Below are 24246 nucleotides of genomic sequence, written 5' to 3'. Positions count from 1 at the left end.
AAGCGGTAGCAAATCGGCGCGTCTGGCGGGCATTATGCCAAAGGCGTGGCCTGCGGCACAAACAGCGCCAGCAGACCCAGCACCAGAAAAATCACGGCCGAGATGATGTGCACCAGGCGTATCGGTACCTTCTTGACCAGGCGGTCACCCAGCCAGACCACGGGTGCGTTGGCAATCATCATGCCCAGCGTGGTGCCGGCCACCACCCACAGATAGGCGTTGTACTGCGCCGCCAGCATGACGGTGGCAATCTGCGTCTTGTCACCCATCTCGGCGATGAAGAAGGCCACCACGGTGGTGCCGAACACGCCCAGGCGCACGCCCTTGCCCTCGCCGTCATCGTCGAGCTTGTCGGGGATCAGCATCCACACCGCCATGGCGATGAACGATAGGCCCAGCACCCAGCGCAGCGCCTGCGGCCCCAGTACCGTGGTCACCCACGCGCCGACGGCCCCGGCCAGCGCATGATTGGCCAGCGTGGCCACCAGAATGCCCAGCACGATGGGCCAGGGCTTGCGAAAACGCGCCGCCAGCACCAGGGACAGCAGCTGGGTCTTGTCGCCCATTTCTGCGAGGGCGACGATGGAGGTGGAGATGAGAAAGGCTTCCATAGCGGGACTGGGTCAAGGGATTTCCGGCCGGAAGCATTCGGACAGCATTGACCACGCCCCGACTCCGGCCTGATGGATCGGTGCATGGTCAATGGTCTCGCCCAGTCCGCCATTGCGGCGAACCTCATGCACCATGGCGCGCGGGCGCGCCAAGTCTGTTGATGCATGCCTCCCGTGGCGCCTGCGGCGCGCGTGGGCAGGCTACTCCCCATGGACGGCCGGCATTGTATCCATCCGCGCCGGTGCTGCCCGATGGACAACAAATACCCGGTAAATACCCTCGAAAGTGTTGCTGGAACGCACTTATCACCGTTCTGAGGCCATAGGGATACTTGATAATGGCCGAGCCTTCCTGTCCTGCAGGAAAGCACTTTGCGGTGTCTGGTCAGTTTCGCGTCTTTGAAGTCGTCACAGGTTTGTTGATTGCGTCGGGCTCCATCGCGTTCCATGTTTATTTCTAGGAGTCCCGTCATGGGCAACAAACTTTACGTGGGCAACCTGCCCTATTCCTTCCGCGACCAGGATCTGGAGCAAACCTTCGGCCAGTTCGGCGCCGTGCAAAGCGCCAAGGTCATGATGGAGCGCGACACCGGCCGCTCCAAGGGCTTTGGCTTCGTCGAGATGGGCAGCGATGCCGAGGCACAGGCCGCCATCCAGGGCGTGCATGGCCAGAATTTCGGCGGCCGTGACCTGGTGGTCAACGAAGCGCGCCCCATGGAGCCCCGCCCCCCGCGCAGCGGTGGTTACGGTGGTGGCGGCGGCTACGGCGGTGGCCGCGGCAATGGCGGCGGCTACGGTGGCGACCGCGGCGGCTACGGCGGTGGCCGTTCCAGCTACTGATCTCGATCAGACAAGGGGCCGCAAGGCCCCTTTTTTTGCGGCCAATCGGCGACATGAGCGCACAAACCCCCTTGTATTTGCCCAAGAGTTTTGCAACATAATCTCCGCTGGTGAAGGGCGACCTTCATCGTGGTTGCGGTGATCCGTCAGTTTTCGCGCATAGGGCGTCTTTGTGATCAACTGGCTGCGGGTTCGGGACTCCGTCGCTCATTTCAATTGTTTTTCAGGAGTCCCTTGATGGGCAACAAGCTGTACGTCGGCAACCTGCCGTACTCGGTGCGCGACCAGGATCTGGAGCAGGCCTTTGGCCAGTTCGGAACCGTGACCAGCGCCAAGGTCATGATGGAACGCGACACCGGTCGCTCCAAAGGCTTTGGTTTCGTGGAAATGGGCAGTGATGCAGAGGCCCAGGCCGCCATCAACGGCATGCACGGCCAGCCCCTGGGTGGCCGCGCCATCGTCGTGAACGAGGCGCGCCCCATGGAGCCCCGTCCCCCGCGCAGCGGTGGCGGTGGTTTCGGCGGTGGTTTCGGCGGTGGTGGCGGCGGCGGCTACGGCGGTGGCCGTGGCGCGGGTGGCGGCGGCGGTGGCCGCGGCGAAGGCGGTTTCCGCAGCCCCTATGGCTCCGGCCCGCGCGGCGGTGGTGGCGGCGGCGGTGGCCGTGGCGGCTACGGTGGTGGTGGCGGCGGCTACGGCGGCGATCGCGGCGGTTATTGATCCGCTGACCCCATGCGCAAGGGCTCCCTCGGGAGCCCTTGGTTTTTTTCAGCTCGAAGGCGGCTGCCGGTGCTTGCGTGGCCGTCCCTGCAGCAGGCGGTCGAACCAGGGGTTGGGCAGCAGGCGCAGCAGCTTGGCAGCCACGCCCATCTGCCAGGGGATGACGCGGTAGCTGCTGCCGGTTTCTATGGCCTTGAAGGCGCTCTCGGCAAACGCTTCGGGGGTCATCAGAAACGGCATGCGGTAGCGGTTTTCCCGCGTCAGCGGCGTGTCCACATAGCCGGGGCTAATCGTGACCACGCGCACGCCGCTGCCGCGCAATTCACCGCGCAGGCTCTCGCAGTAGCTGATCACCGCCGCCTTGCTGGCGCAATAGGCGCCATGGCCGGGCAGGCCGCGTATGCCGGCCACGCTGCCAATGCCCACCAGGCGCCCGCTGCCGCGCTGTGTCATGGCGCTAATGAAGGGGTGGAAGGTAGCGGCCAGGCCCAGGTTGTTGGTGGCAAAGACGCGCGCCATGACGTCCAGGTCGGCGCGCTCGGCAGTGTCCATGCCGACGCTGATGCCGGCGTTGGCGATGACCACGTCGGGCAGACCCTGGCGCGCCAGGCAGGCCTGGCCGGCGGCGATGATGCTGTCCATTTGCGCGACATCAGCACCATAAATTTGATAGCTGCTTGCGCTTAATTGGTGCGCGCTAGCCCATGATTTGATCTCAAGTTCGCGGCGCGCCACCAGGGCCAGTCGCCAGCCCGCACGGTGGTAGCACTCGGCCAGCGCCCGGCCTATGCCGCTGGAGGCGCCGGTGATGAAGACCAGGGGGCGCGCGGGCATGGCCAATCTGGGGGTTCAGCGGCGTGCCGCCGGCTGCAGCGTGCCGTGCACGCGCCCGCGCAGGTTCAGGATCTGATCCAGGTTGTCATAGTCCATGCTGTCGGCGGTGAAGGTGTCGGAGCCGCGCTTGAGGGTCACGGGCTGGTTGGAGCGCACGCGCTCATCATTCACCCAGGCATGCAGAAATTCGCCCCGGAACTCCAGGCGCGGCAACGTGGCCTGGCCTTTGCGCACCAGGGGCTCGCGCGTGACGATGGCGTTGCCGAACAGCTGCACCTCGCTGCCATCGGCATTCGTCAGCGCACGGTTGGCGCTGGCCGTGGTCACGCGCCCTTCGGGGCTGACCGAGCGCATGCGCGCCTGGTCGATCTCCAGCTGGTCGCTGTCGGCATAGTGGCGCGCCAGCTGGCCACGGATGTCGCTTTGCAGGCGGCCCGTGTCATCGAAGTTTTTCACGGCGAAGTCGCGCATGAAGTAGTCGGGCTCGTGGCTCACCGGGCGCTCCACCACCGCCGGCTGCGGCTGGGGTGCGTTGCGCACCAGCCACCAGGTGCCCAGCGCCAGCAGCCCCATGAGCAGCACGGGCAGGTAGAGGGACAGGCGCTCCCAGGCCCGGCGCAGGCTGCTCATCATGCGCCGTGCGCGGCCAGCAAGCCGGCATAGCGGCCGCTGGCGACGAGCAGCAGGTCGCACAGCTCGCGCACAGCGCCCGCGCCGCCGGCCGCGGCGGTGACATGGTGGGCCACGGCGCGCACCTCGGCCTGGGCCTGCGGCGGCGCGCAGGCAAAGGCCGCGCGGCGCATCACGGCCAGATCCGGCCAGTCGTCGCCCATGGCGGCGGCCTGGCCCCAGGCCAGGCCCAGCTCGGCCAGGATGGCCTCGGCGGCCGGGCGCTTGTCCTCGGTGCCAAAGCGCGCATGCACCACGCCCAGCGCCGCGAGGCGCAGGCGCAGCGCGGGGGAATCGCGCCCGGTGATCACCGCCGGGGTGATGCCGGCCTGCTGCAGCAGCTTCAGGCCATGGCCGTCCAGGGTGTTGAAGCGCTTGAGGGTCTCGCCGGCTTCGGAGAAATACAGGCCACCGTCGGTGAGAACGCCATCCACGTCGAAAAAGGCCACGCGCACCGGCTGCGCACGCAGCAGTAGCGCTGGGGCGAATTGCAGCACGGGGCGCAGCGGGGGCAGGGGTTGTTGCATCAGATCACCTTGGCGCGCATCAGGTCGCCGATATGCACCACGCCCACCAGCACACCGCCGGGCTCGGTGACCAGCACGCTGGTAATGGAGTGCTGCTCCATCAGCTGCGCAGCGTCGGCCGCCAGCGCGTCGGCGGCAATGGTGCGGGGGTTGGCATGCATGATGTCCTGGGCGCGCATGCCGCGCAGGTCGGCGCCGGCCTCTATGCGCCGGCGCAGGTCGCCGTCGGTGAAGATGCCGATGGGGCGACCCGCCTCGTCCACCACGGCGGCGGCGCCCATGCCCTTGGCACTCATCTCGCGCATCAGGGTGCTGAAGTCCACCTGCGGCAGTACCTGCGGCACCTGCTCGCCGCTGCGCATGACGTCGCGCACATGGGTCAGCAGGCGCCGCCCCAGCGCACCGCCGGGGTGCGAGCGGGCAAAGTCTTCGGGACGAAAGCCACGCGCGTCCAGCAGGGCCACGGCCAGCGCGTCGCCCATGGCCAGCTGCACCGTGGTGCTGGTGGTCGGGGCCAGGTTCAGCGGGCAGGCCTCGCGCTCCACGCTGCAGTCCAGCACCAGGTCGGCATGGCGCGCCAGTGACGACTGCAGCCCACCCGTCATGGCGATCAGGGGCACGCCCTGGCGCTTGAGCATGGGCAGCAGCACGGTGATTTCGCTGCTCTCGCCGCTGTTGGACAGGGCCAGCAACAGGTCGCCGCGCGTGACCATGCCCAGGTCGCCATGGCTGGCCTCGGCCGGGTGCACGAAGAACGCGGGCGTGCCGGTGGATGCCAGCGTGGCGGCGATCTTGCGCCCCACATGGCCGCTCTTGCCCATGCCCATGACGACCACGCGCCCGGGCGTGGCCAGCAGCAGCTGCACCGCCTGCACAAACACCTGGCCCAGGCGCGCGCCCAGGCTCTGCAATGCCTGGGCCTCGATATCGAAGGTCTCGCGCCCCAGGCGCAGGGCCTGCGCGGCATCGAAGGGCGGGGGGGCGGATGGGGCGTTGGGCATGGGCGAATTCTATCGGTCGGCCCGCCCCCGGCTCGGCTAGGATCAGGCATGTCCTCACTCGCCCTGACGCTGCTGTACCTGCTGGCTGCCGTGCTGGGCGTGGTCGCCTGCCGCAGCCTGCGGCTGCCGCCGATGATGGGCTATCTGGCGGCGGGCATCCTCATTGGCCCGCATGCGCTGGCGCTGACGCAGAACTCCGAGGGCGTGCGCCACCTGGGCGAGTTTGGCGTGGTGTTCCTGATGTTCACCATCGGCCTGGAGTTCAACCTGCCCAAGCTGCGCGCCATGCGCCGCCATGTGTTCGGCCTGGGGCTGCTGCAGGTGCTGCTGTCCATGCTGGCCTTCACCGCCTGCCTGCTGCTGCTGGCACGACTGGGCGGCGTGTGGGACATGGGCTGGCAGACCGCCCTGGCCCTGGGCGGCACGCTGGCCATGAGCAGCACGGCCATCGTCGTCAAGCTGATGTCCGAGCGTGGCGAGCTCGAGAGCGAGCATGGCCGGCGCGTGCTGGGCATCCTGCTGTTCCAGGACTTGGCCGTGGTGCCGCTGCTGGTGCTGATACCGGCGCTGGGCTCGTCACCCGACAAGCTGCTGCTGGCGCTGGGCCTGGCCCTGCTCAAGGCCATGGTGTTGGTAAGCGTGCTGCTGGTGGGCGGTCAGGGCGTGATGCGCTGGTGGCTGACCCTGGTGGCCAGGCGCAAGAGCGACGAACTGTTCATGCTGAACCTGTTGCTGGTCACGCTGGGCCTGGCCTGGATGACCGAGCTGGCCGGGCTGTCGCTGGCGCTGGGCGCCTTCATCGCCGGGGTGCTGGTGTCCGAGACGGAGTTCCGCCACCAGGTGGGCACCGACATCCGCCCCTTCCACGACGTGCTGCTGGGCCTGTTCTTCATCACCGTGGGCATGATGCTGGACTGGCATGTGATGGTGGAGCGCTGGGCGCTGGTGCTGCTCTTGCTGGCGGCGCCGCTGCTCATCAAGACCGCCATCATCGTGGCCCTGGCGCGCGGCCTGGGCGCCACCACCGGCGTGTCGCTGCGCACCGCGCTGTACGTGGCGCAGGCGGGCGAATTCGGCTTCGTGCTGCTGTCGCTGATGCAGACGCACGAGCTGCTGGCGCCGGCGCTCATGAACCCGGTGCTGGCGGCCATGGTGCTGTCCATGCTGGCCACGCCCTTCCTGATCCAGTACAGCAACCGCATCGTCATGAAGCTGGTGGCCAGCGACTGGCTGCAGCAGTCGCTGCAGGTGACCAGCATTGCGCGCCAGGCCATCAACACCAGCGGCCATGTGCTGATCTGCGGCTATGGCCGCTGCGGCCAGAACCTGGCGCGCATGCTCGAGCGCGAGGGCATCCCCTACATGGCGCTGGATCTGGACCCGGACCGCGTGCGCCAGGCCGCCGCCGCCGGCGACTCGGTGGTGTTTGGCGATGCCACGCGCGTCCAGGCTCTGAAGGCCGCCGGCCTGGGCCGGGCCGCGGCCCTGGCCATCACCTATCTGGACACGGCCGCCGCCTTGAAAGTGCTGGCCAATGCCCGCGCCCATGCACCACAAGTGCCGGTGGTGGTACGCACCGAGGACGACACCCACCTGGAGAAGCTGCAGGCCGCCGGCGCCACCGAGGTCGTGCCCGAGGCCATCGAGGGCTCGCTGATGCTGGCCGGCCATGCCCTGGCCCTGGTGGGCGTGCCCATGCGCCGCGTGCTGCGCCTGGTGCAGGGCCAGCGCGAACAGCGCTATGGCCTGCTGCGCGGCTACTTCCACGGCGCCGACGACGACACCGTCAGCGAGCGCGACCAGGAGCGCCTGTACTCCATCACCCTGCCCCCGGGCGCCGCCGCCGTGGGCGCCAGCCTGGCCACGCTGACGCTGCACGCCATGGGCGCGCGCCTGATCAACGTGCGCCGGTTCAGCGGGCGCATGTCCGGCCCCGACGATGAGGCGCCACTGGCCGAGGGCGACACCCTGGTGCTGTCGGGTCACCCCACGGCCCTGAGCCTGGCGGAAGAAAAACTGTTGCGCGGCTGATTACACTTTGCGCCGCCCCTGACCCGACCTGCGACAAGCCATGCCCCATCTCAACGTCACCCACTACCTGCGCCAGCACATCCGCACCGTGCCCAACTGGCCGGCGCCGGGTGTGCAGTTTCGCGACATCACGCCGCTGCTGCAGAACCCCAAGGTGTTTCGCGTGCTGATAGACGCCTTCGTGCAGCGCTACATGGACCCGGCCCTGCGCCCGGACGTGGTGGCGGGGCTGGATGCGCGCGGTTTCATCCTGGGTTCGGTCGTGGCCTATGAGCTGGGCCTGGGCTTTGTGCCCATCCGCAAGAAGGGCAAGCTGCCCTTCACCACGGTGGAGGAAACCTACGAGCTGGAATACGGCAGCGCCACCGTGGAGCTGCATGCCGACGCCGTCCAGCCCGGCGACCGGGTGCTGCTGATCGACGACCTGATCGCCACCGGCGGCACCATGATGGCGGGCAAGAAACTGCTGGAAAAGCTGGGCGCCAGCGTCATGGAGGGCGCGGCCATTGTGGATCTGCCCGAGCTGGGCGGCTCGGCGCGCCTGCGCGCCAGCGGACTGCCGCTGTTTACCCTGGTGGACTTCGGCGGCCATTGAGGCCGCCGTTTTCAGCGCAGATCTCCGTACTGCGTGCTGCTCAGGTCGGGGCTGCGCCCCTCCTGGCTGGGCATCACCGTGTCCTCGAAGCCGGTCAGCGCCGGGCTGGGCGGCAGCAGCGGGCCGCTGCGCGTGGCCACGCCGGGCTCCACCGGGGCTTGGGGCGCGCGCCCGGCGGCATTCACCAGCGCCTGCTTGAAGGCCGCGACCTCGTCGGCCTCGATGGGGTCGAAGCGCGTGCTGCCCGGCGCCACTTCCGGCACCGTCGGCGGCACCAATGCGGTCGGGCGTGGGGCGGCCTGGCGCGCTGCCGCGGGCCGCGGAGCGACCACGACCGGCGAGGCCGCAACGGCCCCTGCCGTGAATTCGGGCACGCGGCTCTGCGCTGGCGCACCTGCCACGGCCTGGCGCAGCGCGGCGCCCACCACGATCTGCGCATTAGTGCGCCAATACACGGCCGGCACGCCGATACCAAAGCGCGTCTTGGCGGACTGGGCGATCAGCGTCTCGATCTCGCCCAGGCGATCCATGTCGCCGCCATATTCGGGCGCCAGATCCATCATCACCAGGAACTGCGAGCCCCGCTGATCCAGCGACAGCACCTTGAACTTGTAGCCCGCCGACAGCACGCCGGCACGCACCATGGCGTCGCGCACCGCGGTGTAGAGCAGCTCGCGGCGCTCGGTGCGCTCGCTCCTGCGCACCTGATCCTGCGAGGGCGCCGACGGCGAGGATGGCAACGGCTTGCCATGGGCACCGGGTGCCGCAACGGCTGCGGCCGGTGCCTGGGGCTTGGATTTGCGAGTGAACCAACTGAACAATGACATACCTGCCTTCGCGAAGAAGTGCTAAATTTGTCAGTAAGTGTACTGCGCACCAGCATCAACGCCACGCCGGGCGTGGGACTGTCAGGTGGATGCAACGCGGCGGCGGCGGTTGGCCAGGCGCTTGGCCTGCACGGCGCCTATGGCCATGACCAGCTGCAGGGCCACGGCCGGGTTGCGGTTGGCGAACTCCGCGAAGCGGATCGCCGTCAGGTTCCACAGCCTGGTCGGCGCCCCGGCCTGCACCGTGGCGCTGCGCGGGCGGTGCGAGAAAAACGCGCCCTCGCCCACCACCGAGCCCGGGCCGACGATGGCCAGGCGCACGCGCTGCTGCTCGTCCTCATAGTGCACGGTCAGGCTGCCGCTTTCGACCAGGTACAGGGTGCGTTCGGTCGTGCCCTGGGCAAACAACACCTGGCCGACCGGCAGTTCCATGGGCCGCAGATAGGGCAGGAGCAGATCCCACTGCTCGGAGCTGAGCATATTGCCCATGCTGTCTTCGGTGGCGGCCTGGCTGATGGCCTGCACCAGGCCCATCAGCTGGGCCTTGAGGATGGGAATGGCGGCGATGTTCATCGCGCGCGAAAGTAACGTGGTCGTGCCGTTCACACAAGCACGCATTACTTTTGTTCACAAAAACGTCGCTTCACTTGCCGATGCAGAAGCTGGAAAAAATCACCCCCAGCAGGTCGTCCGCGCCAAATTCGCCGGTGATGCTGTTGAGCGCGTTCTGCGCCAGGCGCAGCTCCTCGGCCAGCAGATCCAGCGCGGGGCCATCGCTCATCAGCTGCGCCGCCGCCTCCATCAGGTGTGCGTCCACGGCGCGCAGGGCCTCGAGGTGGCGCGCGCGCGCGATGTACACACCTTCGGCGCCCTGCTGCCAGCCGGCGACCTGCAGCAGCCGCTGGCGCAAGGTGTCCAGCCCGGCGCCGGTGCGCGCCGACAGCCGCACGGCCTCGTGCCCGGCGACCGCCTGGGGCGGTTGGTGCGTACTGGCATCGAGCTTGTTCCAGACGTCGATCACCGGCACGTTTTCGGGCAGTTTTTGGTCCAGATCGCTTGTGATGGCAGCGTCACCAGCTATGTATTCGGGAGCATTCATGCGCGTCAAGTCGTGCAGGAACAACACGGCGTCGGCGCCCGCGATCTCCTCCCAGGCACGGGCGATGCCTATGCGCTCGACCTCGTCGCTGCTCTCGCGCAGGCCGGCGGTGTCGATGATGTGCAGCGGCACGCCCTCTATCTGTATGGTCTGCTGCACCTTGTCGCGCGTGGTGCCGGCGATCGGGGTGACGATGGCCAGCTCGGCGCCCGCCAGGGCGTTGAGCAGCGAGCTCTTGCCGGCGTTGGGCTGGCCGGCGATGACCACCTTGATGCCCTCGCGCAGCAAGGCGCCCTGCCCCGCGCGCTGCATCACGCCGGCCAGGGTTTGCTGCAAATTTGAGAGCTGTCCGCGCGCGTCCGCCTTGCGCAAGAAGTCGATTTCCTCCTCGGGAAAGTCCAGCGTGGCCTCGACCAGCATGCGCAGGTGGATGAGGGCGTCGCGCAGGCCGTGGATCTCTTTGGAGAACTCGCCCGAGAGCGAGCGCCCGGCGCTGCGCGCTGCAGCCTCGGTGCTGGCGTCTATCAGGTCGGCAATCGCCTCAGCCTGGGCCAGGTCGATCTTGTCGTTCAAGAACGCCCGCTCGGTGAACTCGCCGGGCTCGGCCAGGCGCAGGCGCGGCAGAGCGGTCTGCGCCGCCTCCAGGCAGCGCGCCAGCAGCAGCTGCAGCACCACGGGCCCGCCGTGGGCCTGGAGCTCCAGCACGTCCTCACCGGTGTAGCTGTGCGGCGCGGGGAAGAAAAGCGCCAGCCCTTGGTCGATGGGCTGGCCCTGGGCGTCGGGAAAGGGCAGGTAATGCGCCTGGCGCGGCTGCAGCGCGCGGCCCAGCAGATCCTGCACGAAGGGCGCCAGGCCACGGCCCGACACGCGCACGATGCCCACGGCGCCACGCCCTGGGGCGGTGGCGATGGCGGCGATGGGGTCTTGGTGGCGAGCGAGCATGGGCGGTTCTTTCAACAGAGGGGCAGCGCGCATTATTCACGCTGGGCCGCCCCGCAGCAGCCCGTGCGCACTCACATGGCAGGCCTGTCGCTTTGCGCCGCGAGGTTGTCCCTGAGCTCCTGGCTCATGGGCAGGCCTATGACCTGGTTCTTCGGCGGGATGGGCGCGGTGAACCACTTGGCATACAGCCTTTCAAACTCGCCCGACTTCATCATGCCGCCGATCACGCCGTTGACGAGCTTCTGGAACTGCGGGTCGTCCTTGCGCATCATGCAGGCATAGGGCTCGACCTGCAGCGCATCGCCCACCACGTCCCAGTCGGCCGGATTGCGCGCGTTGTTCTTCAGGCCGAACTGCAGGATGTCGTCCATGGCGAAGGCCTCGGCGCGGCCGGCGTCGACGAGCAGCATGGCGTCGTCATGGTCCTTGCCGAGCACGATGTCGAAGTCCAGGTTGTTGTCCTTGCTGTACTTGCGTATCACCTGGGCGTTGGTGGTGCCGGTGGTGCTGGCGACCTTCTTCTTCGCCAGGTCGGCCCAGTTCTTGATGCCGGCATTCTTCTTCACCAGCAGGCGCGTGCCGGTGTAGAAGTAGTTGATGGCGAATTGCACGTCCTTGCCGCGCACCGTGTTGTTCGTGGTCGATCCGCACTCAATGTCTATGGTGCCGTTTTGCAGCAGCGGTATGCGGTTCTGCGAGGTCACGGCCTGCAGGTCCACCTTCAGGGCCGGCTTGTTCAGCTCCTTCTTCACGGCATCGACGATGGCATTGCTGATCTCCACCGAGAAGCCCACGGGCCCGCCCGAGCCCGCGAGGTAGCTGAACGGCACCGAGGCCTCGCGGTAGGCCACGGTGATCTTGCCCATGTCGGCGACCTTCTTGAGGGTGTCGGCCTGGGCGGCGGTACCGGCCAGTGCGCAGGCAGCCAGTGCTGCGGCGAGGATGGTGGTGGGTTTCATGGTGTCTCCTTTGCTTTATCGAGGTAGTGGTTTGTCACGACAGGTCACGGCGCTACTGTAGGAAGCATGCAGCCACTTGAACAATGCCGTTCATGGCAGGGGGTATGCACAAAAGTCATGCACTGCCGCCGCGAGCCCTGAACCGGGGGCGGGGCCGGGGCATAACTTTCCGTCATGTCCCGCGCCTGGATTGGCATTGTTCAATTGCCGGCGCCCGCCCTACATTGGGGCAATCCGCAATCTGCCAAAGTTCGCAATGCATGTATGTGTCATGGGCGCGGGCATCGTGGGCCTGGCGACGGCCTACGAACTCCAGCGCCGGGGATTTCAGGTCACAGTCGTCGATCAGGCCCATCCCGGCGCGGGGACCAGCGGGGGCAATGGCGCGCAGCTGAGCTACAGCTACGTACAGCCCCTGGCCGACCCCGGCATCTGGGCACAGCTGCCGAAGCTGGTGCTGGCGCCCGACTCGCCGCTCAAGCTGCGGCCGCGGTGGGACCCGCATCAGTGGCGCTGGGGGCTGGATTTCCTGCGCGCCTGCAACCGCCGCACCTCCGAGCACGGCACGGCCACGCTGCTGGCCCTGGCGGCGCGCAGCCGCCAGGGCTTCGAGCAGATGCTGGCCACTGAACAGCTGTCCTGCGACTTTTCGCGTACCGGCAAGCTGGTGCTGTATGCGAGCCAGGCCGCGCTCGACGACGCCAAGCGCCAGCTGGAGCTGCAGCGCGCCTGGGGCTGCGAGCAGGAGGCCGTCACCCCCGCGCGCTGCGCGCAGATCGAGCCCGCGCTCGCGCACTACGCGGCGCGGATCGCGGGTGCCATTCACACGCCCGGCGAATGCGCGGCCGACTGCCTGCAGGTCTGCCAGGGGTTGCATGCCCGGCTGCAGGCGCGCGGCGTGCGCTTCGTGCTGGGCAGCAGGATCACGGCGCTCACGCAGTCGGCGGGCCGCATCGCCGCGGCGCAGACCGACGCGGGCGCCATCGAGGCCAACGCCTTCGTGCTGGCGCTGGGCAGCGGCAGCCACGCGCTGGCGCGCAGCCTGGGGTTGGCGCTGCCGGTCTATCCGCTCAAGGGCTACAGCATCACCTTCGACGCCGCCTCCGAACCCGGCGCGGCGCCCCAGGTGAGCGTGACCGATGCCGCACGCAAGGTGGTGTTCGCGCGCCTGGGAGGGCGCCTGCGCGTGGCCGGCATGGCCGAGCTCGTGGGTTACGGTCTGGACATACCGCAGGCGCGCATAGACAGCCTGTGCGCGGCCACGCGCGCCCTGTTTCCGCACAGCGGCATGCAGCGCCAGCTGCAGCCCTGGGCCGGCCTGCGCCCGGCCACGCCCACCGGCCTGCCCATCGTGGGGCGCCACGCGCGCGGCCCCGCCAACCTGCTGCTCAACACCGGGCATGGCGCGCTGGGCTTCACGCTGGCCTTTGGCACGGCAGCGGCCGTGGCCGATGCTGTGTGAGGCTCAAGTCCCCAGCGACTGCGCCACCACCATGCGCATGCAGCCCAACATGGCGTCGGCCAGCAACGACGCCGGGCGGTGCGCCGGACGCAGCGCCTGCACAGGCACGGCAATGGGTGGCTGCACGGCCAGCACATCGACCTTGTCGCGTTCGGCCGATACGGCCGTGCAGGCATCGACCAGGGCCACGGCCTGGCCGTGGTGGGCCAGCGCCAGCGCGGCGTGGTAGGTCTGCACCGTGTACAAGGCCTGCAGGCTCACCTCGGCCTGCCTGCAGGCATGGTTCACCAGGGTGCCTATGGGGTCGCTGGCCGCCAGGCGCACCAGGGGCAGGGCCGCCAGGTCGGGCAGCGCGAGGCTGCCGCCCGCCACCAGCGCCGCAGGCAGCATGCCGCGCGGCGCCACGCACAGCATGTGCGCATCGGCCAGGTGTTCCTGCACCAGCGAAGGGTGGGCGGCGGCAGTGAAGACGAAGCCCAGGTCCGCCTCCTGGCGCAGCAGCGCGGCAACGATCTGCGGCGAGTGCAGTGCATCGATGGTCACGGCCACGCCCGGATACCGGGCGCGGAAGGCGCGCAACGCGCGCGGCAGCAGCTCGACGCTAAGGGCGAATACGGTGAGGATGCGCAGTTCGTCGCAGCGCTGCGGGTTCTTCAGGCTGGCTGCCAGGCGCTGCACCTCATCGAGCTGGGCGAACAGCTGCTGCACCTGCGGGTACAGGGTCTGCGCCTCCTGGGTGGGCACGAGCCGGCCCTTGACGCGCTGGAACAGCGCGAACCCGAGCTGCAGCTCGGCATGGGCCAGGATGCGGCTGACGGCCGGCTGGGTGACGTTCATCAGGCGCGCCGCCGCGCTCACGCTGCCCGTGAGCATGACGGCGTTGAAGACTTCGATGTGGCGCAGGCGCATGGGGCATCACCATGCCCGCTGCAAGGCCGCGGCGCAAGAGGGGGCACGCGCCATCAGGCGCCGTAGGCGCGGCGCGCCAGCGCCCGCGCCAGGATGTCCGCGGGATCGATCAGCGTCCAGCCCTGCGCCGCGCGCGCCTGCGGCAGGGCCAGCGGGATCTCGGTGCAGGCCATGGCCAGAGCGATGTCGCCATGCTCGGCACGCAGCTGCTCGCCCACGGCGACAAAGCGCTGCTGCGCCAGCACCAGGTCACCGGCCTTGACCCCATCATAGATGCCCTGCATCAGCCAATGCCGCGCCTGCGCGTCGGGCAGCACGCAGCCGATGCCTTCTGCCGCGAAGGCCTGCTCGTACAGACCGATGCGGTAGCTGCCCTCGGTGGCCAGCAGGGCCACGCGCGTGAGACTCCGGGCGCGCAGCGCGGCCGCGGTCTCACGCGGCATGTGCAGCAGCTCGACCTGGGGCACGCGCTGCTGCAGGGCCGCATGCCAGGCATGGGCGGTGTTGCAGGGCATGGCCACGGCGCGCGCGCCCAGGCCGGCCAGTTGCGCCAGGCCCTGCGCCATGGCGTCGAGCGGCTGGGGCGCCGCGCCGTCGGTCAGCGCGCGCGTGCGGTCGGCAATCGGCAGCTGCGCCATCCAGTGCGCGGGATAGGCCTGGTCGCACACGGCCTGGCCGTGGCCGCGCAGCCAGTCCTCGCAGGCGGCGACGAACAGGCGCGCAAAGTCCACGCCCGCGGCCGGGCCCATGCCGGCCAGGATGCCGACGGTGTGAGGAGTAGGTGGAGTGGTAGCGTTCATCGGAGCATGCTGGACATGGCAGAAAGACCGTTGAGCATGCGCACCGCGCTCTCGGTATCCGGTGCGTTGAAGCGCAGCGCGTCGCCCGCCAGGCGCTCCAGCGTGGGCCATTGGCAGAACAGGTCGGCCAGGGCGACGGTCTGCGTCTGCAGATCGACGACTATGGGGCCGGCCATGGTCAGCGGCGCCGCGCCGGGCGCCTGCGCCACGGCCTGGGCCACGCCCGCGCGGATGGCGGCGCAGGCGGCCTCGGGCGACAGGCTCACGCCGCTGTGCGCGCCCTGGGCCTGCTTGACCTGGATGAACCGTGTCGCCGGGAAAAGCGCCTGGTGCTCGGCGATGAACTGGTCGTCGCCCGAGGCGGCGATCACCGGCACGCCGTACTGGCCGGCCAGCAGCCCGTAGATGCCCAGTTCGCCCAGCTCCTGGCCGTTGAAGGCGATGCGCGCAAAGGCAAAGCTGTTGATGGTGTGTGCCAGGATGCCGCGCCCCTGGGCGCGCCCGTGGTAGCCGATGCAGACCATGCCGGCCACGCCCAGCTCCACGCCGCTGGCCATGCTCAGGTAGCGCGGCTTGCCCTGGATGGCCTGGGCGCGCGCATCCAGCAGGTCCGGCGGCAGGTTGCGAAAGCCGCCGTGCGAGTCGTTCACGTAGACCGTGCTGGCGCCGGCGTCGAAGGCGCCGGCGATCGCCGCAGTCGCCTCGGCCGCCATCAGGCGGCGCGCGCGTTCGTACTCGGGGTTGCCGGCACGTGTCTGCTCAGGGTGGTAGACCCCGGCCACGCCCTCGATATCCACGGAAATCAGGATCTTCATGGCATTCCTTGAATTCAAGATCAAAATGGCATGAAACGCTTGCTGTATCTGCGCAAGCAGCTCATTTATTCATAGCTTGCAGCAGCGGGCGCAGCGCCTCGCGGCGATGGCCGTCGCGCCCGGTCACGGCCTCGGCATGCCAGAGCGCATGCACGATGGCCTGTTCCACGCTGTCGGCGCCGGCCTGGAACAGGGGGTCGAGCAGCGCCTCGTGCACCAGGGCCACGGCGGGCATGGGCGCGCCGGGCTGCTGTGGCAGGGTGTAGGCGCTGGAGAACGCCAGCGCAATGTCGCCGCTGCCATGGCCGTAGACCGAGCCGGTGCGCGCCAGGCCCGCCGCGGCGCGCAGCGCCAGGCGCCGCAGCTGGCGCGCGTCCAGCGGCGCATCGGTGGCCAGCACCATGATGATCGAGCCCTTCTCGGCCTCTATCTGCGCCTGCTGCGCCGCCGCCAGGCGCCGGCCCAGGGGGGCGCCGTCCCAGAGCAGATTGGCCTGCACGCCGTAATTGGCCAGCACCAGCGCGCCCACGGTGTACTGCGCACCGCTGGTCAAGGCGGCCCGGCGCGAGGCCGTGCCTATGCCGCCCTTCAATTGAAAGCTCGACATGCCGCGCCCCGCGCCCACTGCGCCCTGCGCCACCTCGGCATCCGCGCCGGCACAGGCGGCGTCGTAATGCGCCGCCGTGACGGCCATGCGCTGGATGTCGTTGAGATAGCCGTCGTTGCACTCCAGCACCAGCGGGTTCACCGTGGACCAGGCGCGCCCGACCTCGGGGTTGGCGGCGATGCAGCGCGCGATCTGCGCCTGGGCCACGGCGGGCACGGAAAAGGTGTTGGTCAGCGCGATCGGCGTCTCCAGCTGGCCCAGCTCTTCCAGCTGCAGCAGGCCCAGGCTCTTGCCGAAGCCGTTGATGACGGCGGCGGCGGCGGGCGCCTTGTGCAGGAACGGATCGCGCGCATGCGGGTGGATCACGGTCACGCCGGTCTGCACCGCGCCGTCTGCCAGCGTGGCATGGCCGACGGTGACCCCGGCCACGTCGGTGATGGCATCGCGCGCGCCGCTTTCAAGGCGGCCGATGCGGGGGGGCTGGTCCATCATGTCTGGCGGTCGATCTTGGGGTCGAGCGCGTCGCGCAGGCCGTCGCCCAGCAGGTTGAAGGCCAGCACGGTGAGGAAGATCGCCAGGCTGGGGAACAGCGCCACATGCGGCGCGTTCACCATGTCGGCACGCGCCTCGTTGAGCATGGCGCCCCATTCGGGCGTGGGCGGCTGCGCGCCCATGCCCAGGAACGACAGGCTGGCGGCGGTGATGATGGAGGTGCCCACGCGCATCGTGAAGTAGACGACGATGGAGGAGATCGTGCCCGGCAGGATGTGGCGCGTGATGATGGTGAAGTCGCTCGCGCCAATGCTCTGCGCCGACTCGATGTAGGTCATGTGCTTGAGCACCAGGGTGTTGCCGCGCACCAGGCGCGCAAACGCCGGCACGCTGAACACCGCCACGGCGACGATGACGTTGGTCATGCTGCTGCCCAGGATGGCCACCACACCCAGCGCCAGCAGGATGCCGGGGAAGGCGAACAGCACGTCGGAGATGCGCATCACGATGCGGTCCCACCAGCCCTCGTAATAGCCCGCCAGCAGACCGAGCGTGGTGCCGATGAGGCAGCCTATGGCCACCGACAGGAAGCCCGCCGCGAGCGAGATGCGCGCGCCCATCAGGATGCGGCTGAAGATGTCGCGCCCCAGCGGATCGACGCCGAACCAGTGCATGGCCGACGGCCCCTCGTTCAGGCGGTCGTAATCGAAGAAGTTCTCGGCGTCGAACGGCGTCAGCCAGGGCGCGAGCACGGCCACGGCCACGAGCAGCAGCACGAACACCAGGGCCACGACGGCCACATGCTGCTTCTTGAACTTACGCCAGAACTCGCGCCAGGGCGTGCGGATGGCGGGTGCATTGTTGGTGGCGACGGCCACGGGTGCGGAAGAGATCGTGCTCATGCGCGGCTCACTTGTAGCGGATGGTGGGGTTGATGAAGCCATAGGCCATGTCCACCAGCAGGTTGATCAGAATGAACTCCAGCGAGAACAGCAGCACCAGCGTCTGGATCACGGGGTAGTCGCGCATGTTCACGGCGTCCACCAGCAGGCGCCCCAGGCCGGGCCAGTTGAACACCGCCTCGACGACGATGGAGCCGCCGAGCAGGAAGCCGAACTGCAGGCCCATCATGGTGATCACCGGGATCAGGGCGTTGCGCAGGCAGTGCTTGAGCACCACCACGCGCTCGTTCAGGCCCTTGGCACGCGCGGTGCGCACGAAGTCCTCCTGCACCACCTCGACGAAGGAGGCGCGCGTGAAGCGCGCCATCACCGCCGCCACGGCCGCGCCCAGAGTCAGCGAGGGCAGCACGTAGTGGCGCCAGGTGTCGGCGCCCACGGTGGGCAGCCAGCCCAGCTGCACCGAGAAAACCTGCATCAGCATCATGCCCAGCGCGAACGCCGGAAACGAGATGCCCGAGACCGCCAGCGTCATGCCCAATCGATCGGGCCACTGGTTGCGGTACACGGCCGAGACGATGCCTATGCCCATGCCGAAGATGACCGACCAGGCCATGCTGGAGAGGGTGAGCAGCAGCGTGGGCATGAAGCGCTCGCCGATCTCGGCCGCCACCGGGCGGCGCGTGCGCATCGAGGTGCCGAAGTCGCCCTGCACCATGCGCGAGAAGAAATGCACGAACTGCTCGGGCAGCGGCCGGTCCAGGCCCAGGTCCTTGCGCACCAGCTGCACCGTGGCCTCGTCGGCATCGGGGCCCGCAGCCAGGCGCGCGGGGTCGCCGGGCAGCATGTGCACGAACAGGAACACCAGGACGGCCACGATGAGCAGCGTGGGCAGCAGGCCCAGCAGGCGTTTGAGGAAGTAGTTCAGCATGGGTTGCGCTGCCCGCGGCAGCCAATCTTGCGATTCAAAAAGGAGTTGCCGCCCGGCCACCGGGGCCGGGCGGCAAGGCGCCGGGGCTTATTTCAGCGCGATCTCGCCACTGTTGATGTTGCCGTCGGGCATGGCGTAGACGCCCGACAGGCGCTTGGCATGCGCATACAGGCCCTCGTCGGTGACCAGCGGAATGCGCGGCAGGTCCTGCATCAGCTGCTCCTGCGCGGTCTTGTACAGGTTGGCGCGCTCGGTGCTGTCGGTGGTCACCAAGGCCTTGGCGATGGCGTCATCCACCACCTTGTTGCTGTAGAAGGACATGTTGTTGAGCTTGGGCGCCTGGGCTTCGGTGGCGAACAGCGGGCGCAGCGCCCAGTCGGCCTCACCCGTGGAAGACGACCAGCCGGTGTAGTACAGACGCACCTTGGAGGTCTTGGGGTCGGGCCAGGCGTCCACCCACTCGGTGCGCTGGCCCACTTCGAGGGCCTGCACCTGCAGCTTGATGCCCACCTGCTGCAGCTGCTGCTGCACCAGCTGCAGCACCTTCTGCGTGGTGGTGTTGTTGTAGGCGCCCCAGAGCGTGGACTCGAAACCGTTGGGGTAGCCGGCCTCCTTCAGCAGCTCGCGCGCCTTCTGCGGGTTGTAGGGGATGGGGTCCATCTTCACCGCGTACTGGATGCCCTGGGGCACGATGCCCTGGGCCGGGAAGGCGTAGCCGCCGAAGGCCACCTTGGCAATGGCTTCCTTGTTCACCGCGTAGGCGATGGCCTGGCGCACCTTGGGGTTGTCATAGGGCTTCTGCAGCACGTTCATGGCCAGGAAGCGCACGATGATCGACGGCGTGCTCACCACCTCGATCTTGTCGTTCTTCTTCAGATTGGCCGCCTGCTCGTAGGGCAGGGGGTAGACGAAGTCGGCCTCGCCGGTCTGCACCATGGCGGCGCGCGTGGCGTTCTCCAGCACCGGCTTCCAGCTCACCTGGTCCACCTTGGGGTAGCCCTTCTTCCAGTAGCCGGCGAACTTCTTGCCGACGATGGCCTCGGTCTGCTTCCACTCGACGAACTCGAATGGGCCCGTGCCCACGGGGTGGAAGGCGATGTCCTTGTTGCCCCATTTCTGCAGCGCGGCGGGCGAGATCATCGCCGCCGAGGCGTGCGCCAGCGAGTTGATGAAGGGCGCGAAGGGCTCCTTCAGCGTGACGCGCAGGGTCTGCGGGTTCACGGCCTCGACCTTGGCGATGCGGTTGAACTGCGTGGCGCGCAGCAGGCGGTTCTCGGGGTTCATGACGCGGTCGAGGTTGGCCTTGGCCGCGGCGGCATTGAAGTCGGTGCCATCGTGGAACTTCACGCCCTGGCGCAGCTTGAAGGTGTAGACCAGGCCGTCCTTGGACATCTCGTAGCTCTCGGCCAGCACGTTTTTGACCTTCAGGTCCTTGTCGAACTCGAACAGGCCTTCGTAAAAGGTCTTGGTCACGGCCGTGGTCAGCGTGGTGTTGGTGTTGTAGGGATCCAGCGTCTCGGGCTGACCGCCAATGGCCAGCACGGCATTGCCGGCAGCCAGCGCGCCCGTGGATGCGGCCGCGATGGCCAGGGCCAGCAGGCTGCGGCGGAAGGTGACAGAGGTCTTTTGCATGGGAGGTCTCCGGGTGGGTGTAAGAACGGTAAATACTATAAAAACAATAGCTTATTGCGCTTATTCATCGTGCGTTACAGCCGGTTTCAACATCAAACCACCGGCGGTGCGACGAAATGCCCCGGGCCGACCTGCTGCAGCGGCGGCACCACGGGCTCGTCGCCCACGGCGCGGATCGGGCTGGGGATCTCGCCCTCCAGCAGCACGCGCTTCAGGTGCCGGCGCGCCGGGTCGGCGATGGGCACGGCGGACATCAGCTTCTTGGTGTAGGAATGCTGGGGGTTTTCGAAAATGGCGCGGCGCGGCCCGATCTCGACGATGCGGCCCAGGTACATCACGGCCACGCGGTGGCTGATGCGCTCGACCACGGCCATGTCGTGCGAGATGAACAAAAAGGCCACGCCCAGCTCGCGCTGCAGGTCCAGCATCAGGTTCACGATCTGCGCCTGGATGGACACGTCGAGCGCCGACACCGATTCGTCGGCGACGACAACCTTGGGGTTCAGTGCCAGCGCGCGCGCAATCGCTATGCGCTGGCGCTGGCCGCCCGAGAACTCATGCGGGTAGCGCTGGCCATGCTCGCGCGGCAGGCCCACCTTCTCCAGCAGCCAGTCGACGCGCGCCTGGGCCTGCTCGCGCGTGCCAACCTTGTGCACCAGCAGCGGCTCCATGATGGAAAAGCCCACTGTCAGGCGCGGGTCCAGCGAGGCGAACGGGTCCTGGAAGATGAACTGGATGTCGCGGCGCAGCGCCTGCACCTGGCTGCGCGGCAGGTCAAGGATGTTGCGCCCGCCAAACTCGATGGCGCCGCTCTGGCTCTCCACCAGGCGCAGCAGCGAGCGGCCGGTGGTCGACTTGCCGCAGCCCGACTCGCCCACCAGCGCCAGGGTCTCGCCCGGGTACAGGTCGAAGCTGACCTGCTCCACGGCATGCACGCGGCGCGTGACGCGGTTCAAGAGGCCCGAGCGCAGGTCGAAGCGCGTGACCAGGTTCTTCACGCGCAGTATGGGCTGGGCATCGGCGGGGCGGGTGTCAACGGGCAAGGACTGGCCGGTGAGCATGCTGCCGTCGGGGCGCAGCAGGTCGAACTGGCGCGGCAGGTCCGTGCCCTGCATGGCGCCGAGCTTGGGCACCGCCGACAGCAGCGCACGCGTGTAGGCATGCTGGGGCGCGGCGAACACCTGGTCCGAGGCGCCCTCCTCCACCTTGTCGCCGCGGTACATGACGAGCACGCGGTCGGCCACCTCGGCGACCACGCCCATGTCATGGGTGATGAAGATCACGCCCATGTGCATCTCGTCCTGCAGCTGGCGGATCAGCTGCAGGATCTGCGCCTGGATGGTCACGTCCAGCGCCGTGGTCGGCTCGTCGGCGATCAAGAGCTGCGGCTTGCACGACAGCGCCATGGCGATCATCACGCGCTGGCGCATGCCACCCGAGAGCTGGTGCGGGAAGCGGTCCAGCACATTCTTCGCCTCGGGGATGCGCACCAGCTCCAGCATGCGCAGCGCCTCGGCGCGCGCGCCGGCGCGGTCCATGCCCTGGTGCACGCGGATGGATTCGGCGATCTGCTCACCGGCCGTGAACACCGGGTTCAGCGAGGTCATGGGCTCCTGGAAGATCATGGCCACGTCGGCGCCGCGCACCTCGCGCATCTGCGCCTGCGTCGCCCGGGCCACGTCCAGCACCTGGCCGCCGCGCCGGCGCAGCAGCGCCGAGCCGCCCACGATCTTGCCGCCGCCATGCTCGACCAGGCGCATCAGCGCCAGCGAGGTGACCGACTTGCCCGAGCCCGACTCGCCGACGATGGCCACGGTCTCGCCACGATCGACGTGGAAGGACAGCTTGCGCACGGCATCGACAATGCGCTCGGAGCTGGTGAAACGCACGCTCAGGTCGTCCACGGCCAGCACACGCTGCTCGGGCAGCGCCAGCGACGTGGCGGCGTTGGGGGATTGGTTCGTCATGGCAGGGCAGCCCCGGTCAGCGGTAGATGAAGGTTTCGGGCGCCTGGCCCACGCGCGCCAGGCCGCGGTACATGCCCTCGGTGTTGAAGGGCAGGCAGACATTGCCCTGGCGGTCCACGGCGATCAACCCGCCGGTGCCGCCGATGGCGGCCAGCGCCTGGTGCACCACGGCCTCGCTCGCCTCGTGCAGCGTGGCGCCGGCGTAGGCCATGCGCGCGCAGACATCGTGCGCCGCGGCCACGCGGATGAAGCTCTCGCCATGGCCGGTGCAGGAGACGGCGGCCGTGCGGTCATCGGCATAGGTGCCGGCGCCGATCAGCGGGCTGTCGCCCACGCGGCCCGGGCGCTTGTTGGTCAGGCCGCCGGTGGAGGTGGCGGCCGCCAGGTGGCCCCGGGCATCGAGCGCCACCGCGCCCACGGTGCCCATCTTGCGGCCCTCGTGCAGCGGCCCCTCCGGGGTGCGCGCGGCCAGGGCCGCGGCGCCGTCATGGTCCAGCACCGCGCCCGCGGCCTTGGCCTGGGCCGCGCGCAGCTGGGCCAGGCGCGCCTCGGTGGAAAAGTAGTCGGGCGCCACCATGGCCAGACCCGCCGATTGCGCCAGGCGCTCGGCAGCCGTGCCTATCATCAGCACATGCTGGCCGTCCTGTTGCACCGCGCGCGCGGCCAGCACCGGGTTGCGCACGCGGCTCACGCCGGCCACGGCACCGGCGGCCAGGGTGGCACCGTCCATCACGGCGGCGTCCAGTTCGTGCGTGGCATCGGCCGTGAACACCGCGCCATGGCCGGCGTTGAACAGCGGGCAGTCCTCGAGCGCCTGCACGGCCACGCACACGGCATCGAGCGCCGAGCCGCCGCGCGCCAGCACGGCCTGGCCGGCGCACAGCACCTCCTGCAGCGCCGCATGGTAGGCACGCTCCTGCTCGGGGCTGATGTGGCTGCGCGTGAGCGTGCCAGCGCCGCCATGGATGGCGATGACGGGCGTGACGGAAGATGCGGTATGGGGCATGGTCTTCATTCGCAAGCGTTGTGGGCGGCGGCGCGGCCCGCGCCGTGCAGCCAGGGCAGGACGGCCTCGGTCATGCGCGCGGCGTTCTGCAGCGTGCCGCGCGTGTGCAGCGCCACGGCGCTGACCAGGGCCTCGATCAGCGCCAGCACCGTGGTTTCGGAATTCGCCGCGTGGTAGCTCTCGGTCTTGGCGAACAGGCAGTGGCGCGCCAGCGGCGCCAGCGGCGCCAGCGGGCCGTCGGTCAGGGCCAGAATGGGCACGCCGCGCTCGTGCGCCGCGCGCGTCAGGGCCACGGTATCGCGCAGGTAGCGCGGAAAGCTGATGGCGATGAGCAGGTCCTGCGCCGCCATGCGCGGCAGCTGGCGCGCGCCGTCGGTGGCGCCGGCGACGGTGGCAAGCAGGTGCACGCTGTCGCAATGCATGTCCAGGCCGCGCGCCAGCATGCCGGCGAGCCAGCCCGAGGCGCCGTAGCCCAGCACATAGATGCGTCGCGCCGCGGCGATGGCCTGCACCGCGGCCTCACAGGCCGCGGGCTCGAGCGCGGCGCGCGTGGCGGCAATGTTGTTCTGGCTCTCGTCAAGCACGGCCAGGAAGGCATCGTGCGCGCTGCCGGGCTTTTCCAGGCGCACGCGCATCTTCTCCACCGGCGCCAGCATGGCCTCGAAGCCCTTGACCAGCTCGGCGCGCAGCATGGGGTAGCCGTCCAGGCCGATGGCGCGCGCGAAGCGGTTCGCCGTGGCCACGGACACGCCCACCGCCGCCGCCAGCTCATCGATGGGCATGGTGGCGGCCTGCAAGGGGTGCTTGAGCACATAGTCCGCAATCTGCTGGTGCGACGGCGTGAGCTGCATCCGCGCCTGTGTGATGCGCGCAGTGATCGAAACCGGCGGCGGGCTGGCGTGCACGGGTTTGGACATGGTGGGCGGACGCAGTAATGATAAAAAATTTGCAGAGTCGGATATTAAAGAAAAATTTCCATCATTCAAGCGGCTGACAACCCGCAAAACCTAGTGAAAACCCTCACTCCCGATTCGACAGCCAAAAAAAAAGCCCGCGGAGCGGGCCTTGGCAGGT

24 protein-coding genes and 1 riboswitch are annotated in these 24246 nt (G+C 68.7%); of the genes, 5 read left to right on the top strand and 19 right to left on the bottom strand.

Translation table 11 applies throughout. The features are described from left to right. Nucleotides 1–32: 32 nt before the first annotated feature. Nucleotides 33–611, bottom strand: a complete 579-nt coding sequence (locus tag P4826_RS13210) for a TMEM165/GDT1 family protein (protein WP_317700834.1) — start codon at nt 609–611, stop codon at nt 33–35. A 103-nt stretch (nt 612–714) separates the two neighbouring features. Further along, a riboswitch (yybP-ykoY riboswitch) is annotated at nt 715–833 on the bottom strand. Nucleotides 834–1082: 249 nt separating this feature from the next. Here P4826_RS13210 and P4826_RS13205 point away from each other — a divergent pair. After that, a complete protein-coding gene (locus P4826_RS13205; RefSeq protein WP_317700833.1) occupies nt 1083–1451 on the top strand; it encodes an RNA-binding regulator in 369 nt (122 codons plus the stop codon). A 237-nt stretch (nt 1452–1688) separates the two neighbouring features. Beyond that, entirely contained in the window at nt 1689–2168 is a 480-nt protein-coding gene (locus P4826_RS13200) for an RNA-binding regulator (RefSeq protein WP_317700832.1), read from the top strand. Between the two features lie 48 nt (nt 2169–2216). Here the strand turns inward: P4826_RS13200 and P4826_RS13195 are convergent, their stop codons facing one another. The 4 genes from P4826_RS13195 to P4826_RS13180 are packed head-to-tail and all read right to left on the bottom strand — an operon-like array spanning nt 2217 to nt 5199. After that, entirely contained in the window at nt 2217–3002 is a 786-nt protein-coding gene (locus tag P4826_RS13195) for an SDR family oxidoreductase (RefSeq protein WP_317700831.1), read from the bottom strand. A 15-nt stretch (nt 3003–3017) separates the two neighbouring features. Continuing rightward, nucleotides 3018–3635, bottom strand: coding sequence for an LPS export ABC transporter periplasmic protein LptC (lptC, locus tag P4826_RS13190; RefSeq protein WP_317700830.1), 618 nt, complete (start codon nt 3633–3635; stop codon nt 3018–3020). Next, complete coding sequence (locus tag P4826_RS13185) at nt 3632–4198, bottom strand: KdsC family phosphatase (RefSeq protein ID WP_317700829.1); 567 nt, start codon at nt 4196–4198, stop codon at nt 3632–3634. Before P4826_RS13185 ends, lptC begins: the two co-directional genes overlap by 4 nt. Continuing rightward, nucleotides 4198–5199, bottom strand: a complete 1002-nt coding sequence (locus tag P4826_RS13180) for a KpsF/GutQ family sugar-phosphate isomerase (RefSeq protein ID WP_317700828.1) — start codon at nt 5197–5199, stop codon at nt 4198–4200. Before P4826_RS13180 ends, P4826_RS13185 begins: the two co-directional genes overlap by 1 nt. A 48-nt stretch (nt 5200–5247) precedes the next feature. Here P4826_RS13180 and P4826_RS13175 point away from each other — a divergent pair, with 48 nt between their 5' ends. After that, nucleotides 5248–7230 carry a monovalent cation:proton antiporter family protein gene (locus P4826_RS13175; protein WP_317700827.1) on the top strand — a complete coding sequence of 661 codons (1983 nt, stop codon included), beginning with the start codon at nt 5248–5250 and terminating at the stop codon, nt 7228–7230. Between the two features lie 40 nt (nt 7231–7270). Next, nucleotides 7271–7825, top strand: a complete 555-nt coding sequence (locus P4826_RS13170) for an adenine phosphoribosyltransferase (protein WP_317700826.1) — start codon at nt 7271–7273, stop codon at nt 7823–7825. An 11-nt stretch (nt 7826–7836) separates the two neighbouring features. On the opposite strand, the gene P4826_RS13165 is transcribed toward P4826_RS13170, so the two are convergent. From P4826_RS13165 to P4826_RS13150, 4 genes are all read right to left on the bottom strand, one after another. Beyond that, on the bottom strand, nt 7837–8652 hold the full coding sequence (locus P4826_RS13165; RefSeq protein WP_317700825.1) for a hypothetical protein: 816 nt from the start codon (nt 8650–8652) through the stop codon (nt 7837–7839). 81 nt (nt 8653–8733) lie between these two features. Next, entirely contained in the window at nt 8734–9225 is a 492-nt protein-coding gene (locus tag P4826_RS13160; protein WP_317700824.1) for a Crp/Fnr family transcriptional regulator, read from the bottom strand. 70 nt (nt 9226–9295) lie between these two features. Then, a complete protein-coding gene (gene mnmE / locus P4826_RS13155) occupies nt 9296–10693 on the bottom strand; it encodes a tRNA uridine-5-carboxymethylaminomethyl(34) synthesis GTPase MnmE (RefSeq protein WP_317700823.1) in 1398 nt (465 codons plus the stop codon). 71 nt (nt 10694–10764) lie between these two features. Beyond that, entirely contained in the window at nt 10765–11652 is an 888-nt protein-coding gene (locus tag P4826_RS13150) for an amino acid ABC transporter substrate-binding protein (RefSeq protein WP_252101521.1), read from the bottom strand. A gap of 271 nt (nt 11653–11923) precedes the next feature. On the opposite strand from P4826_RS13150, the gene P4826_RS13145 reads away from it, so the two are divergent. Further along, complete coding sequence (locus tag P4826_RS13145) at nt 11924–13114, top strand: D-amino acid dehydrogenase (RefSeq protein ID WP_317700822.1); 1191 nt, start codon at nt 11924–11926, stop codon at nt 13112–13114. A gap of 3 nt (nt 13115–13117) precedes the next feature. Here the strand turns inward: P4826_RS13145 and P4826_RS13140 are convergent, their stop codons facing one another. The 10 genes from P4826_RS13140 to P4826_RS13095 form a co-directional block, all read right to left on the bottom strand. Beyond that, entirely contained in the window at nt 13118–14023 is a 906-nt protein-coding gene (locus P4826_RS13140; RefSeq protein WP_317700821.1) for a LysR substrate-binding domain-containing protein, read from the bottom strand. A 53-nt stretch (nt 14024–14076) separates the two neighbouring features. Next, a complete protein-coding gene (locus P4826_RS13135; RefSeq protein WP_317700820.1) occupies nt 14077–14823 on the bottom strand; it encodes an aspartate/glutamate racemase family protein in 747 nt (248 codons plus the stop codon). Further along, nucleotides 14820–15638 (bottom strand): M55 family metallopeptidase, encoded by an 819-nt coding sequence (locus P4826_RS13130; protein WP_317700819.1) that lies wholly within the window; start codon nt 15636–15638, stop codon nt 14820–14822. The genes P4826_RS13135 and P4826_RS13130 overlap by 4 nt, the downstream gene beginning before the upstream one ends. A gap of 61 nt (nt 15639–15699) precedes the next feature. Further along, the gene (locus tag P4826_RS13125) at nt 15700–16737 is read right to left on the bottom strand and encodes a P1 family peptidase (RefSeq protein ID WP_252101526.1); all 1038 of its coding nucleotides are present in this window, start codon (nt 16735–16737) and stop codon (nt 15700–15702) included. Continuing rightward, nucleotides 16734–17639, bottom strand: coding sequence for a glutathione ABC transporter permease GsiD (gsiD, locus tag P4826_RS13120; protein WP_317700818.1), 906 nt, complete (start codon nt 17637–17639; stop codon nt 16734–16736). Before gsiD ends, P4826_RS13125 begins: the two co-directional genes overlap by 4 nt. A 7-nt stretch (nt 17640–17646) precedes the next feature. Beyond that, complete coding sequence (gene gsiC, locus P4826_RS13115) at nt 17647–18567, bottom strand: glutathione ABC transporter permease GsiC (protein WP_252101528.1); 921 nt, start codon at nt 18565–18567, stop codon at nt 17647–17649. Between the two features lie 87 nt (nt 18568–18654). After that, nucleotides 18655–20199, bottom strand: a complete 1545-nt coding sequence (gene gsiB, locus P4826_RS13110; protein WP_252101529.1) for a glutathione ABC transporter substrate-binding protein GsiB — start codon at nt 20197–20199, stop codon at nt 18655–18657. A 92-nt stretch (nt 20200–20291) separates the two neighbouring features. Beyond that, the gene (locus P4826_RS13105) at nt 20292–22166 is read right to left on the bottom strand and encodes a dipeptide ABC transporter ATP-binding protein (RefSeq protein WP_317700817.1); all 1875 of its coding nucleotides are present in this window, start codon (nt 22164–22166) and stop codon (nt 20292–20294) included. Between the two features lie 16 nt (nt 22167–22182). After that, nucleotides 22183–23181 carry an isoaspartyl peptidase/L-asparaginase family protein gene (locus P4826_RS13100; protein WP_317700816.1) on the bottom strand — a complete coding sequence of 333 codons (999 nt, stop codon included), beginning with the start codon at nt 23179–23181 and terminating at the stop codon, nt 22183–22185. After that, nucleotides 23178–24089, bottom strand: coding sequence for a MurR/RpiR family transcriptional regulator (locus tag P4826_RS13095; RefSeq protein ID WP_317700815.1), 912 nt, complete (start codon nt 24087–24089; stop codon nt 23178–23180). The genes P4826_RS13100 and P4826_RS13095 overlap by 4 nt, the downstream gene beginning before the upstream one ends. Between the last annotated feature and the right edge of the window lie 157 nt (nt 24090–24246).

The organism is Diaphorobacter limosus, from assembly GCF_033100095.1.
Taxonomy (GTDB): domain Bacteria; phylum Pseudomonadota; class Gammaproteobacteria; order Burkholderiales; family Burkholderiaceae_C; genus Alicycliphilus; species Alicycliphilus limosus.
The sequence above is the reverse complement of the archived record's forward strand: the minus strand, read 5'-3'. Positions and strand labels throughout refer to the sequence as shown.

What these genes read in the sequence shown, in the direction of transcription:
- mnmE (WP_317700823.1), bottom strand. Translation starts at nt 10,693, where the DNA reads ATGCTCGCTCGCCACCAAGACCCCATCGCCGCCATCGCCACCGCCCCA.
- lptC (WP_317700830.1), bottom strand. Translation starts at nt 3,635, where the DNA reads ATGATGAGCAGCCTGCGCCGGGCCTGGGAGCGCCTGTCCCTCTACCTG.
- P4826_RS13125 (WP_252101526.1), bottom strand. Translation starts at nt 16,737, where the DNA reads ATGATGGACCAGCCCCCCCGCATCGGCCGCCTTGAAAGCGGCGCGCGC.
- P4826_RS13200 (WP_317700832.1), top strand. Translation starts at nt 1,689, where the DNA reads ATGGGCAACAAGCTGTACGTCGGCAACCTGCCGTACTCGGTGCGCGAC.
- P4826_RS13205 (WP_317700833.1), top strand. Translation starts at nt 1,083, where the DNA reads ATGGGCAACAAACTTTACGTGGGCAACCTGCCCTATTCCTTCCGCGAC.
- P4826_RS13170 (WP_317700826.1), top strand. Translation starts at nt 7,271, where the DNA reads ATGCCCCATCTCAACGTCACCCACTACCTGCGCCAGCACATCCGCACC.
- P4826_RS13130 (WP_317700819.1), bottom strand. Translation starts at nt 15,638, where the DNA reads ATGAAGATCCTGATTTCCGTGGATATCGAGGGCGTGGCCGGGGTCTAC.
- P4826_RS13105 (WP_317700817.1), bottom strand. Translation starts at nt 22,166, where the DNA reads ATGACGAACCAATCCCCCAACGCCGCCACGTCGCTGGCGCTGCCCGAG.
- P4826_RS13145 (WP_317700822.1), top strand. Translation starts at nt 11,924, where the DNA reads ATGGGCGCGGGCATCGTGGGCCTGGCGACGGCCTACGAACTCCAGCGC.
- P4826_RS13175 (WP_317700827.1), top strand. Translation starts at nt 5,248, where the DNA reads ATGTCCTCACTCGCCCTGACGCTGCTGTACCTGCTGGCTGCCGTGCTG.
- P4826_RS13150 (WP_252101521.1), bottom strand. Translation starts at nt 11,652, where the DNA reads ATGAAACCCACCACCATCCTCGCCGCAGCACTGGCTGCCTGCGCACTG.
- P4826_RS13180 (WP_317700828.1), bottom strand. Translation starts at nt 5,199, where the DNA reads ATGCCCAACGCCCCATCCGCCCCCCCGCCCTTCGATGCCGCGCAGGCC.
- P4826_RS13210 (WP_317700834.1), bottom strand. Translation starts at nt 611, where the DNA reads ATGGAAGCCTTTCTCATCTCCACCTCCATCGTCGCCCTCGCAGAAATG.
- gsiD (WP_317700818.1), bottom strand. Translation starts at nt 17,639, where the DNA reads ATGAGCACGATCTCTTCCGCACCCGTGGCCGTCGCCACCAACAATGCA.
- gsiC (WP_252101528.1), bottom strand. Translation starts at nt 18,567, where the DNA reads ATGCTGAACTACTTCCTCAAACGCCTGCTGGGCCTGCTGCCCACGCTG.
- P4826_RS13095 (WP_317700815.1), bottom strand. Translation starts at nt 24,089, where the DNA reads ATGTCCAAACCCGTGCACGCCAGCCCGCCGCCGGTTTCGATCACTGCG.
- P4826_RS13185 (WP_317700829.1), bottom strand. Translation starts at nt 4,198, where the DNA reads ATGCAACAACCCCTGCCCCCGCTGCGCCCCGTGCTGCAATTCGCCCCA.
- P4826_RS13135 (WP_317700820.1), bottom strand. Translation starts at nt 14,823, where the DNA reads ATGAACGCTACCACTCCACCTACTCCTCACACCGTCGGCATCCTGGCC.
- gsiB (WP_252101529.1), bottom strand. Translation starts at nt 20,199, where the DNA reads ATGCAAAAGACCTCTGTCACCTTCCGCCGCAGCCTGCTGGCCCTGGCC.
- P4826_RS13100 (WP_317700816.1), bottom strand. Translation starts at nt 23,181, where the DNA reads ATGAAGACCATGCCCCATACCGCATCTTCCGTCACGCCCGTCATCGCC.
- P4826_RS13195 (WP_317700831.1), bottom strand. Translation starts at nt 3,002, where the DNA reads ATGCCCGCGCGCCCCCTGGTCTTCATCACCGGCGCCTCCAGCGGCATA.
- P4826_RS13160 (WP_317700824.1), bottom strand. Translation starts at nt 9,225, where the DNA reads ATGAACATCGCCGCCATTCCCATCCTCAAGGCCCAGCTGATGGGCCTG.
- P4826_RS13165 (WP_317700825.1), bottom strand. Translation starts at nt 8,652, where the DNA reads ATGTCATTGTTCAGTTGGTTCACTCGCAAATCCAAGCCCCAGGCACCG.
- P4826_RS13140 (WP_317700821.1), bottom strand. Translation starts at nt 14,023, where the DNA reads ATGCGCCTGCGCCACATCGAAGTCTTCAACGCCGTCATGCTCACGGGC.